This is a genomic window from Anabaena sp. EIM26 (genome assembly GCF_057568715.1).
Genome location: NZ_CM172472.1, coordinates 4928064 through 4941064, shown reverse-complemented (window position 1 = coordinate 4941064; position 13001 = coordinate 4928064). Strand labels below are relative to the sequence as shown.

Genomic DNA, 13001 nt, shown 5'->3' with positions numbered 1-13001 from the left:
TAGAGAGGATTTAATTTTCTTTTGGTCAGCCGATTATGCACACATCTCAGCAGTTGCACAGCTTTGGTAATCACTTGATTCTCGGTATTTCTGGTACAACCCTCAGCGATGATGATAAACGGGCGCTCAATGAGCTAAAACCAGTGGGAGTGATTTTTTTCGCCAAAAATTTTCTTGATGGTGTACCTTATCCGGTTTGGTTAGAAAGCTTCCGGCAGTTAATTGCCCAAGTGCGCCAATATACTGAACGTGACTTGATGTTTACTACATTAGACCATGAAGGCGGACGGGTTGTGCGGACACCTTTACCTATTACCCGTTTTCCTCATGCTTATTTATTACAAAAACACGCCCATAAAGTAGCAAAAGCCACAGCCATAGAACTTAAATCACTGGGAATTAATCTTTCTTGGTCTCCTGTTGCAGATATTTTCTCCAATCCTCACAACCCGATTATTGGATCTCGTGCTTTTGGGACTACTCCCGAAACTGCTAGTCAAGGTGCGCGGGAATATTACCGAGGACTGCGGGAAGAGGGCATTTTAGGTTCTGCTAAACACTTTCCTGGACATGGAGACACTAGTACAGATTCTCATCTAGAGTTACCCATATTAAATTTAAGTTTAGAAGATTTACAAAATCGGGAACTGATACCTTTTCAAACATTGATTCAGGAACAGATTCCGTTAATTATGACAGCCCATATTTTGTTTCCTCAGATAGATGCTGATGTGCCGGCAACATTATCCAAGACTATCTTAAATAATATTTTGCGGGATGAACTCGGCTTTCAAGGTGTGATTGTTTCTGATGATTTAGATATGAAGGCAGTTTCTGAGATGTTTATGCAGTCGGGAACCATAGCGCGTGCATTTAATGCTGGTTGTGATTTATTTATAGTTTCTCGAAATATTAATTCCTCCTCCTTAGCAAGAACATATAAAATAGCTGAAGATTTTACTAATTCGTTGTGTAATGGTAGCTTAGATGCAAAAGTAGTAGAAATTTCCCGGCAGCGAGTTGATAATTTATTAAAATCAACTCCACAATATCCAGGTTATCAGCTTAATCAAGAGACTTTAGTGAAGAATGCAGAGTTAGCAATTGCTTGCACTTTATAGCATCAAAAGTACAGGTTGGCAAAAATAAACCAACTATTTTATCTAAATTTCCAAAAAGCTTATGCTATCTTCGTTTTCGCTTCCACCCTGCGGTACTTACTAGTTGTACTTTTTCAGGCGAATAAAGCTGATTTCTGCAAGAAGAAATCAGCTTTATAAATTATGTTGGTACTTATGTTAACTGAATTAGATTAGTAGCTATATTCAGTATCAGTGGTTGAATATTGATGAAAAAAAGCTAGAATTTCACATGATTAACTCGCATCACTCTAGCTAGTCTTTCCAGGCTTGGTATTGAGCTAACAACGCTTCCTGATCAGTTATTTCATTTGTTCCTGGGGGAGCGAGATAAGAAAATCCCAATGCTTGGAGATATTTGCTGTGATCAAACTTACTTTTTTCACCTTGACTTTGTCCATTTCCACCTTGACCGCCTTGATCTTGACTACCTTGATCTTGACCACCTTTAATATTTGCAGATGCTTCTGCACTAAGGTCAGTCAATAATTCTTGATTTTCGATTTTTTGGGAAAATAACATCAATTTTTCTCCTAAATACACCTGGGAAATGACGTTAGTTGAGAACAGATTTGTAATTGCTCAACTAATCGCTTATTTTTATAGTAGAGTCCATTATTTTTGATTACCTCCGAATGCTCAGGATTAACTTAGGTAGTAATTGAGATGTTGTCTATCTGTTCCGAGTTATTGACAATAAAATCATAATTCCCTGACATACCTAACGCAAATAGCTAGTTTAGAGCAAACTCATACAAGCATATTTATCAATAAGCTAGTTAATTACAACTCAGTTGATAAATATAACTTAAAACTTTAAAACTATTGTGTAGCAATGCTTTGCACAATCGCACCCGATTAAGCCATTTTTAAAATCTACGTAATAATCGTAAAGAAAAAGTGATTTAATTAACAATTGAACACAAAAAATATATCTTTCGTAATAGAATTAAGGATTGGTACACAAAAAGAAATTTGACAAGGATTTTCAATATCTATAGTATTGTTTCTCAAATTTTTCTGAGCCTAAAGTATTACGTTTTAGGTTGTATTTACTCTGTTATACTTATTTAGTTACTAAAAATAAGACACAAAAGATGTTTGAACGTTATGAACAGCAAGAAAATATCATATTTCATGGTGATGCTGACAGCATTTTATCAAATCATATTCCTTCAGAATCAGTAGATTTAATTTTTGTCGATCCTCCCTATAACATAGGTAAGAAATTTGGTAATTTCCATGATAAATGGGAATCTGAAGAAGAATATGTCAATTGGTCGTACAAATGGCTGGATGATTGTATTCGCATTCTCAAACCAAATGGCACAATTTACGTGATGACAAGTACACAAGCAATGCCTTATTTTGATCTTTACTTGAGAAAAAAATTAACTATTCTCAGTCGGATAATATGGCATTATGATAGTTCTGGAGTTCAAGCCACAAAATACTTTGGTTCAATGTATGAACCCATCCTTTATTGTGTTAAAGATAAAAATAACTATATTTTTAATGCAGATGATATCAAAATAGAAGCCAAAACAGGCGCACAACGTAAATTAATTGATTACAGAAAATCAGTTCCAACTCCGTATAAAACTGAAAAAGTCCCTGGTAATGCTTGGTATTTTCCTCGTGTGAGATATCGTATGGAAGAATACGAAAATCATCCTTCACAAAAACCAGAATCATTGTTAGAAAGAATAATTTTAGCAAGTAGTCATGAAGGAAGTATCATACTTGATCCTTTTGCTGGAACTTTTACAACTGCTTCTGTAGCTAAACGATTAGGCAGAAAATCTATAAGTATTGAACTACAAGAAGAATATCTAAAAATTGGTTTAAAGCGGGTTTTAGGAATGCAAGAATATAAAGGAGAAAGACTTTTACAACCACAGAAAAAACATAATATCAAAAACAAAAATGGTAAAAAACTAGATTTAGAGTTTATATAGAGAAATATTTTTTTGATAAAGTCAAGACTTATACAAGATGTGACCGAAAACCTGATTCTTCCTCTCAGTTGTTCTGATAACATTGTCTAAAATGAGCCAAACTAGGCAATGTTTGAATGTTTGGAAGACATCAATACATAGCTACTTCACATATCTCTAAGAACCCCTCTCCAAACCTCTCCCCGTTCACGGGGAGAGGCTTTGAACTATCGAACTTTTTTGGAGATGTTTACTGTAAACAGAGATATTTCACTCCGCTGCATTCAACATGACATAGAAAAACCCTGTTAAAACATCCTCTAAAAATACTTCAAATTCCATGACTTTTGCCAATTACCCAATTACGCCGGAAAAATCTTGCTAATGCAGATTCTTCTAAGGATAAATAAATCGGTCTACCATGTGGACAGGTGCGAGGATTGCGTGTGCGTTGCCAATCATTTAGTAATGTTTGCATTTCTGTTAAACTCATGGGTGTGCCGTTACGAATAGCACTACGACAAGCAACTGCAACTTGGGCTGTTTGTAAATCACCTCCCCAACTTAGTTCTAAAAGTGCTTCGGCGCTGTCTTCACGTTGTTGTAACATTGCGGGAATGTTGCGAATTGCCCAAATTTGTTCTCCAAATGGTTCAATATCTAAATTGATACGTTGTAATTGGGAAACTTGTGCGGGGGATAATTGATAAAGAATTATTGGGGTTTCTACGGCTACGATTTGCCAATTTTCACATAGTTGTTCATATAAAACTCGTTCATGGGCAATGTGTTGTTCTACTAACCACATTCCTCCTGAATGTTCGGCGACAATATAAGTATTGCTAACTTGGGCAACTGCTTTTAAATAGTGCTGATTATTGTCTTGATTTTGACTTTTGGATTGAAAATTGTAATCGCCTTTTGTTTCTGCAACTTTGAGTAATTTACTAACTCGTGTGGTGTGAATAGATTCTTTGATATTAGCTTCAGAAATATGTAAGGCTTGATTGATGGCTTGGGTAATTTGTTCTTGCCAATAATTAAGTTCGTTGAGGTAAATTTCTGATTTAGCTGGGTTGCGGTTCCAGTTGATTTGGTCAGGGGAGATGGCCAGATGCAAAAAACAAACGGGATAGCGATCGCGCGGTAACGTCTTATGAAATGCTGAAAGTATGGTTTGCTCTAGTTCTGGTGACTTAATCAGTCTGCCATTAATCGCTACTTTTACCCAATCAGGACGATGACGATGACACCTATCTGGTAAACCAATTACTAATGTAGAGGCAGGGGAATTTTGACTGGGGAGAGGGAAATGAATTTCTTCTAAATCACCTTGTCGTACTTGGGGGAGAATTTGCGGTATTAATTTTCCTACGGTTGCCGCAGGACACAGAGTAAACCATTCCCGGTCATTTTGCCAGACTTGGTAAGTAATTTGAGGATGACAGAGGGCGATTTGTTGAATTACACTCTGTACGGCTTTCATTTGCTGTGCTGGGTTGGGTAAACCTTGACGACGGGGAAGACAGTTAGCGAATAAATTATCAACTGTCACCACTGTACCGGGTGCGATCGCAGTTACTTCTACTTTAACAACTTCTCCTCCATTCCCATAACTCACCCTCCAGCCTTCTGTTCCCCCCACAGGACGACTGAGAATTTCCAAATCTGCCAGAGTTGTTAAGCTATGTAACGCTTCACCACGAAACCCTAAACTAGTAATTTTCCACAAATCTGCCGGAGAAGATATCTTACTGGTGCTGTGGGCTGTTGCTGCTTGTTGCAAATCATCCAAGTTCATGCCCCAGCCATTATCTGCTACACGCACTCGCCATTGCTGTGGCCATAGAGAAACTACAATCCTTGTGGCACCAGCATCTAAGGAATTTTCCACCAATTCCCGCACCACAGAGGTTAAAGAGTCAATTACCTCTCCAGCCGTGATTAAATATACAACTTCTGTTGGTAAAGCTTGAATAGTAGATGCCATAAACTCTAGTTTAGCCCCGCAGTCAATCATTCAATAGATTAAAAGAATTTTGTTAATATCTCAAAAGAAATTTTGATTAATTGTAAAGAAAACCAATTATCAGCAAGATATTTGATAAATTGCTGATGAGGTGATAAGCGGAACCAGCTTATGAGTATTTTAGTTGCTGATGTTCATGATTTAAAGTCGCGTCTAGAATGGGGTCAACCTGGATTGACAATTATAGATGTGCGCGATCGCAAAACCTACAATCACGGCCATATTACTGGGGCAATATCAATACCCCTAGATGACTTGGCATCTCGTGCTAAATCTGCGCTACATACACAACGTCAAATCTATGTTTATGGCGAACATGACGCTCATGCAGCCCATGCAGCCCAAACATTACGAACCGCTGGCTTTACTGATGTATCTGAACTCCAAGGTGGTCTGACAGCTTGGATAACAGTTGGCGGCGCAACAGAAGGGGTGTAAAACTCAACTTAACACGCATAACAATAGACATCTGGTGAAAATTAAATATGCGTCTTCCAGAACCCTTGTCAAAAAATTCTATGGGTAGGGATTCTCATATCTACATCTTTTTCACCAGATGTCTAATTAGGGTTTGCTGTAAAGCCCTGCGGGCATAGCTATCAGGAAGAGTTGGAAGCAGGTAAGGAATAATCGAGCCTACATCTGAAAACTATTTACATACTGCTTCGAGTCAACCAAACTAGCAACCGCAGAAACTAACTCATCTAAATTAACTGGCTTGGAAAGATGCTTCTGAAAACCAGCCTTCAATGTATATTCTTGATCTTCGGCTGAAGCCCAACCTGTCATAGCAATAGCTGGAAACCACCTTCCTTGTAATGCCTCTAAATTTCTAACTTTAGGTAGTAAGGAATAGCCATCCTCATCTGGTAGAGAGATGTCGCTAATTAAGATATCAGGTTTAAATTTAGATATTATTTCTATAGCCTCACGAGCGGAAGCAACAGATATAATCTCTGCACCCTCCAATTCAAATAATAAAGTCAGTATTTGCCTGGTGTCACTGTCATCATCGACAATCAGTAATCTTAATTTATCAAGATGGATAGATTGGTTATACATGAATTTACCTGTATTTATTTTTAACAGCTTGATTTGTAAAAATAAAGAAACAAAAAAGTATTTACTCCTTTATATTATGCAAGCTAAATATTAGCTGTCTGTCCGGTTTTGTACATAGGACTTGCTGAAAATATTCAATCGCAATAATGTTGAGGTGAATTGCTTAATAACCTTACATATTCATTTTTAATTACTTGATAACACTCACAGGAACTTGCCTCTAAAGCTTCTCGATTGAGAATCTTAATATTACCGCGACGATAATTAATCAATCCTGCTTTACTGAGGGTATTCGCTGCCACTGTCACCCCAGAACGACGCACACCCAACATATGAGAAATAAATTCTTGAGTTAGAGGAAATTCATCTGAATTTAGACGATCAGAAACTGTCAATAACCATCGAGAAAGTCTCTCTTCTAAAATATGTAGTCGGTTACAAGCCGAACATTGTGCAACTTCAAGGTAGACAGTTTTTATATAGCGTAATAGCAGGTATTGAATCGCTCCTCCACGATCAAATTCAGTTTTAACTATATTTGCATCTATTCGTAATCCATTGCCTGGAACTTGCACAATTGCATTAAGATGTGTGATGTTATCTCCCAAAATTACGGGTATACCTACCATTCCTTCACTACTCACTAAACCTACTTCTACTGATGAGCCATTTTCCATTGTGCAGATTACAGAAATAATTGCTGTATCAGGAAAATAGATGTATTTAATTGATTCTTCTGCTGCGTAAATATTTTGTCCAGATGAAAGCGTAACAAGTTCTAAATGTGGAGCAAGACGATCAAAATCATAGGTAGGTAAAGCAGCAAGCAGTTTATTATTTGACCTTAGGGAATTATTATTTAATAACATGATAATTCTCCTTGTTTTAGCTGTCTTTAGAAAAGGCAACCCAAGGCATAAAGAGAGAAAATCCGTATTTAGCCCTAATGTCAAAAAAGTATTTTCTAAAGTGATCTTTTTAACGGAAATCTTTCACACCAATATATTACCTATCTTTATTATAGATAATCTAGTTAACAAATTACTGATTTAATCAAATATAGCTTTAATCAAAGAAATTTATAGCTTTAATGTTCAAAATTTCTATTTATGTCTAGCTGTTCTATTGCTAGATTTATTTAAATCAGGAATTATGTCTTTTTCAATTTCAAATTTCTGTTTTTGCAGCCAGGGAGCGATCCTTTTATTTCTCCGAGTTAATCAGGATCAGAATATATCAATTTTAACATCTACAACTAAGTCACTTATAAAGGATAAAACAGGCAAAAACAGTGAATATGCCCAAATAAAAATCCCCTGCATTCAAGAAGAGGATAATCAAAAGTTGTCATATTCAAATATAGTCTTACGTTGCCAACACTCTATCTGTTTCAGGTTTCAACAACCTATTCAATAAAGATGCCGGACGTTGAGTATAAGGCCAAGCAAAAGCATGACGGAACGCTGCATCTTGACAAGCTTGTAACTGACTAAAATTGATAATGTCGTAAGTCAGGAGATTTTCATACTCAAACGGTAGTCGCATATTGTGCAAACCAGCGTTATCCGTACATATCGCAATATCAACACCCGCTTCAAAACAACGGTCAAAAACTAACTTCAGTTGCCGGATATCCTGTAAAGTTCCGGTTTTCAGATATGTGGTGGGACAAATTTCTAAACACTGTCCCCGTTGAGCTACATCTTTAAGTAATTCTGGATATAGTAGGGGAATTTGGATACCGTGACCAATTCGCATTAAATAGGGTAAAAGTACTGGATAGCAACCATCTGTAGTTTCATAAAGATGTCCTGTGGTCTTGATATCCAGAGAATGGGCGTAATTATATAAACTAATCCATTCTTCCATGCGTTCAGCATAAAAGCGATCGCCCCCCGCGACATCTATCGCACAGACATATTCTCGATTTTGCGCTGCTAAATCCACAATTGCCTTATTCACTTCATAAGGTAAACGGGAGTGCATACAAAGAATTTGGCTAGTGACAATGGGATATTCAGGTAAATGGCTAGATTTGCCCACAATATCCACAATTTCTGTCATTTTATCAATTCTTGCCGCTTGATCTAGATGCTCAGGTGTCCGCAAATAGGGAGTATAACGCAGTTCTAAATAAGCCAAGTTTTCAAAGATATAAGCACCGCGCAGCAAGCGATAGATAAAGTAAGGTAAAGTCTCTACGGTTTGCACACTTTCTACCAAGGTGTGTAATTCGAGATATTCATCTAAAGTGTTGCGGGGACGGGTGTAAAATTCTTCAAATTCTGGATATTCAGCAAAACGAGAAATTAAATCTTTAGCATGGCGCTCAAAGTACCGCCACAACACACGGGGAACGACTGAACCCCCCAAGTGTCTATGTAACTCAGCGTATAAGGCCATAATGGTAATTTTTATCTAAAAATTTCATTAATTGTAACAAAAATTATAAATAAAAAAATTTATGTCTGAACCAGAAGCAACTATGTTTAACTGATAAATTAATAATTAGAGGAATAGCGATCGCGCCCCAGTTGTTTAGAATTGTATAAAGCTTTGTCTGCTAAAGCAATTAATGTATCCGGCTTCACTTCCACACTGGGTATAAGTGTAGCAATTCCTAAACTGACTGTAACAATATCCCTGGTGTCAGACTTGACATGAGGAATAGCCAGATCATGAATTATTTGCTGAATTCTAGCTGCTACTTTTATCCCACCCTCTAAATCCGTCTTCGGTAGAAGTATCGTAAATTCCTCTCCACCGTAACGAGCTACCAAATCTGAAGGACGACTTACATCAAGATGACGAACTAATTGATACACTGATTGGGCAATTTGGAACAAGCAATCATCACCTGCAAGATGCCCATAATAGTCATTGTAGTATTTGAAGTAATCAATATCGAAAATAATCAGGGAAAGTGGCTGCTTGAATCGTGCTAGTTCTTCCCATTCCTGTAACAAACGCTCATTGAAACAACGACGGTTAGCCACCTGAGTTAAAGCATCCAAATTTGCCAGTATTTCCAGTCTTTGATTTGCCTGTTGAAGAGCAAGTTCAATTTCTTTTCGCGTAGTAATATCACGAATAGTAATAGCAAAACCATCACCTAATTTTACAGCCACAAAGTGAAACCAAGAAGACTCACCAGATGGATAGTAAAAATCTCTTTCTAGAGGGTCTGCTGTTTCTACAATTTCCACAAATTGATCAAAAAGTTCTGGCTCAATATTCTTGAGAAATTTCCTTAATACCAATTTACCAATTAAATCTTCCCGACTACGTTCAAAGACTCTAGCAATCACAGGATTTACAACCAAACAACGAAAATCTTCAATATCTCCGGTAGCGGGATTCCGAACAGCTTGCATAGCTGCAATACCATCCAGAGAGCTATTTAAAATACTAGCTAATAAAGCCCTAGAATGATGAAGAACCTCTTCTGCTTCTCTGCGATTATTAACTTCTTTTTGTAGCAAGCGTTGCTGACGTTGAATAATCAATTGGTTTTCCAAACGTGCGACTACTTCTTCAATTTGAAAAGGTTTTGTAATGTAATCTATACCACCTGAATTAAAAGCAACAACTTTATCAAAAACATCATCTAAAGCACTAATAAAAATAACAGGAATATGTCGTAAATTTTCATCTGCCTTGAGAATTTGACATACTTGATAGCCATCCATTTCTGGCATCTTGATATCTAATAATATGACATCTGGTTGCTTTATTTTTACTGTCTTTAGTGCCATTCGCCCAGAAGTGACGCTGCGAACAGTATAGCCGAGTTTCACTAGTAAATCGCTGAGTAATTGTAAGTTTTCTGGAATGTCATCTACTAGGAGAATGTTACCTTTGTTTTCAGATTGAGAATCAAGAGTCATTGGTTATCATGGGTTCGGCTAAATCAACCAACTGTTCAAATTTAAATTAATGGGCAAGTTGTGTTAGTAATTGTGCTAACTGAACTTCTGGTTTATAATTTTTTCTACCAGTTGTAAAACTAAGTTAGTATTGGCCTCAAGTGCAGCTTCATATAGTTGGTTAATCCCTTTTCTAAGCATACAGGTTAAATTTTCCGATGTTAAGGGGCTTTCTATTAATATTCTGGATTAGCAAATAAAGTTTCTGCAAAGATGTATCTTACACTAAGATGTTTAGCAAAAGCGTCAAAAATTATATTTTCAGCAAAAGGTGTGGGAAGAAGTCATCTTTGTAGCTGTAAATCCATCCATATCTGGAATTTGCATATCCATTAAAAACTAAAGTAGGAAAGATAACCAACTAGCACCACTGCGCCCACAATTGTCAGCACAAAGAGGATAATCAAGACTAAGCGCCGGAGGAATTTGTCTAAATTTGTGATATTTACCTACGTCGCTATTCATGATTGATTAAAGGTTCAACTAAATCAACTAATTTTTCAAATTCAAATATCCGGGCAAGTTTTGTTAAAGATTGAATTAAAAAAGTTTCTGTTTTCGGAACTTCCTTGGTTAATTCTATGACATAATTGGTGTTTGCTTCTAAAACAGCTTCATAGAATTTATTGATCCATTCTTGATCCATACATCTAAGATGATCAGATGTTAAAGAATTTTCTTCTATATGTTCTGAATTTACAAAATTAGTTTCAGCAAAGATATATTTGACACCCAGATGTTTAGCAAGTGCGTCAAAAATTGTATGTTCTGTAAAAGGTTTACGCAGAAAATCATCACAACCAGCTGACAGCACTATGGCTTTCTCTTCTTCTAAAACACTGGCTGTAAGGGCAATTACAGCTGTTGCATTGCCTTTGGTAGTGGATTTGATGTGTTTTGTGGCTTCGTAACCATCCATAATTGGCATCCTCATATCCATCCAAATTAAATGAGGTTCCCATTCATCCCAAATTGCGATCGCTTCTTGTCCGTTACTAGCTTCTTTGATCTCAAAACCCAAAGGACTCAGAAGTTTAAACAACAGTTGCCGATTAATAACCTTATCATCAACTGTGAGAATCCTGTAGGTAGGCTGTCCAGGAGCAAGTTCTACCACACGCTGTCGCCCTTCTGTACTGTTATTGCTGATTGTTTCTTGACCCAATTTCGCCTGAATATAAAATTGGAAAGTTGTACCTTGTCCTAATTTACTGTCAACGGAAATATCCCCCCCCATCAGTTGTACAAATTTCCGACTGATTGCTAAACCTAAACCTGTTCCTTCTTGCATCTCTCGCCCTGCTTGTGCTTGAATAAAGGCATCAAATAGTTTTGGCAGTTCTGTCCGTGCAATACCTACTCCAGTATCACGCAGGCGGAAATTGAGAGTAATAACATCCTCTGTGTCTTCATCCTCTTTATCAACACTCAAGACAATCGATCCATGAAGTGTGAATTTGATTGCATTAGTAAGTAAATTAATTAAAACCTGACGTAGTTTGACTTCATCGGTGCAGATATACTGAGGGACATTTTGAGTCCGCTCGAATATTAGTTCTAATCCAGCATCGCTTGCCCGCAGATGCAACATATCTTCTAAATCATCGAGTAAGCGATAAAAGTTAAAGTCGTGTAAATTCAGGGTTGCTTTACCAGCTTCGATTTTGGATAAATCGAGAATATGATTAATGAGAGTTAGTAAGTAGTCACCGCTTCGATAAATAATACCTGCATTTTCATATTGGTCAGAGGGTAGATTATTAGCCCGTAACATCAATTGTGAAAACCCTATCACTGCATTGAGGGGTGTTCGTAATTCATGACTCATATTGGCAATAAATGCACTTTTGGCTTGATTAGCCGCTTCGGCTTTGGTAGCTAGTTCCTGTGCCTTAGCTTCACTTTCTTGTAGATCTCTAGTGCGTTCAAAAACTCGTTTTTCTAGATCGGAGTTGGCGTTTTGCAAGCGAATTTCTGCACAGCGGTTTTCTGCCACAATTGCCAGCACAGCCATGATAGTCATAGCAATTACGCCAATGAATATTTGTAGTAACAACAGAGAACTACTCTGTACAGCTACTTTGTAAAAAACGCCCATTTTATAGCCAGTAGTAATGGCAGCAATCATAGCGATGATTGCCACCAGGGAAGTGGTTATCTTTGCGCCAAAACGAAAGGCAGACCAAAGTAGTGGAGGTAAGAGGAGATATTCTACAGGTTGGCTTTTAACAAGGGCTAGATAGGCAACAATTATCAAGCTGGTTATGGCAATTAATACCTCCCGATATTGACAAAGTTTGATTTTCACATCTTGGAATGAGCGCCCCCAAGTCAACACTAGGGGAGTAAAGACCAAAATTCCTACTACATCGCCAATCCACCAATTAGAGAAAACTTGTAACCAATCGCTCCAAGTTTTGAACCCACCCAGACAAACGACGAATACACCCATCAGTGATTGAAAAATTGACCCGGTAAACAGAGTACAAACAGTGAAAATCACTACATGATTGACTTGTCTGAGGGGATAGTTTGTACCCGTCAAGCGCAGGATCAGTGTTACGGTGATCAGTGAGCCAATAGTTGTACCAATCGCCGAGCAGGGAGACAGTAAGTTGAAATTAACATTGATATAGTTACTACATAATGCCCCTAAAAATATACCTAACCAGCGCGATCGCCCCCAAATTAACAAAAATCCAACGGCTAATCCCGCAGCAGGCCATACGGGCGAACCGTACAGAGACATAGGTATCTTGTTAATTACCATCCAAGAACTTAGATGATAGGCAATTGCAATGACCAAAACCTGAGCCATCCAACGGGTACTTTTAATGTCAAGTCCCAGATAATTAAGAGTTTGGGATAACCTTACAGACATTTTGATAATTCGTAAATTGGAAATAGT

Annotated in this window: 10 protein-coding genes; 3 read left to right on the top strand and 7 right to left on the bottom strand. The window is 37.5% G+C overall.

The features are described from left to right. Positions 1 to 35 precede the first annotated feature (35 nt). Positions 36 to 1121 carry a beta-N-acetylhexosaminidase gene (gene nagZ, locus AC012T_RS21475; RefSeq protein WP_487060713.1) on the top strand — a complete coding sequence of 362 codons (1086 nt, stop codon included), beginning with the start codon at positions 36 to 38 and terminating at the stop codon, positions 1119 to 1121. A gap of 273 nt (positions 1122 to 1394) precedes the next feature. On the opposite strand, the gene AC012T_RS21470 is transcribed toward nagZ, so the two are convergent. Beyond that, positions 1395 to 1661, bottom strand: coding sequence for a hypothetical protein (locus AC012T_RS21470; RefSeq protein ID WP_487060712.1), 267 nt, complete (start codon positions 1659 to 1661; stop codon positions 1395 to 1397). A 575-nt stretch (positions 1662 to 2236) separates the two neighbouring features. Here AC012T_RS21470 and yhdJ point away from each other — a divergent pair. Beyond that, entirely contained in the window at positions 2237 to 3097 is an 861-nt protein-coding gene (gene yhdJ / locus AC012T_RS21465; RefSeq protein WP_487060711.1) for an adenine-specific DNA-methyltransferase, read from the top strand. A 310-nt stretch (positions 3098 to 3407) separates the two neighbouring features. Here yhdJ and mutL read toward each other — a convergent pair whose 3' ends face one another. Continuing rightward, a complete protein-coding gene (gene mutL / locus AC012T_RS21460; protein ID WP_487060710.1) occupies positions 3408 to 5066 on the bottom strand; it encodes a DNA mismatch repair endonuclease MutL in 1659 nt (552 codons plus the stop codon). A 150-nt stretch (positions 5067 to 5216) separates the two neighbouring features. Here mutL and AC012T_RS21455 point away from each other — a divergent pair, with 150 nt between their 5' ends. Beyond that, positions 5217 to 5543 carry a rhodanese-like domain-containing protein gene (locus tag AC012T_RS21455; RefSeq protein WP_487060709.1) on the top strand — a complete coding sequence of 109 codons (327 nt, stop codon included), beginning with the start codon at positions 5217 to 5219 and terminating at the stop codon, positions 5541 to 5543. A 198-nt stretch (positions 5544 to 5741) separates the two neighbouring features. Here the strand turns inward: AC012T_RS21455 and AC012T_RS21450 are convergent, their stop codons facing one another. The 5 genes from AC012T_RS21450 to AC012T_RS21430 form a co-directional block, all read right to left on the bottom strand. Then, positions 5742 to 6167 (bottom strand): response regulator, encoded by a 426-nt coding sequence (locus AC012T_RS21450; RefSeq protein WP_487060708.1) that lies wholly within the window; start codon positions 6165 to 6167, stop codon positions 5742 to 5744. A gap of 134 nt (positions 6168 to 6301) precedes the next feature. Next, the gene (locus AC012T_RS21445; protein WP_487060707.1) at positions 6302 to 7036 is read right to left on the bottom strand and encodes a Crp/Fnr family transcriptional regulator; all 735 of its coding nucleotides are present in this window, start codon (positions 7034 to 7036) and stop codon (positions 6302 to 6304) included. Between the two features lie 496 nt (positions 7037 to 7532). After that, positions 7533 to 8570 carry an adenosine deaminase gene (locus AC012T_RS21440; protein ID WP_487060706.1) on the bottom strand — a complete coding sequence of 346 codons (1038 nt, stop codon included), beginning with the start codon at positions 8568 to 8570 and terminating at the stop codon, positions 7533 to 7535. A 98-nt stretch (positions 8571 to 8668) separates the two neighbouring features. Beyond that, positions 8669 to 10054: a diguanylate cyclase domain-containing protein gene (locus tag AC012T_RS21435; RefSeq protein WP_487060705.1), complete on the bottom strand. Its 1386-nt coding sequence runs from the start codon at positions 10052 to 10054 to the stop codon at positions 8669 to 8671. A 496-nt stretch (positions 10055 to 10550) separates the two neighbouring features. Continuing rightward, positions 10551 to 12974 (bottom strand): MASE1 domain-containing protein, encoded by a 2424-nt coding sequence (locus tag AC012T_RS21430; protein WP_487060704.1) that lies wholly within the window; start codon positions 12972 to 12974, stop codon positions 10551 to 10553. Between the last annotated feature and the right edge of the window lie 27 nt (positions 12975 to 13001).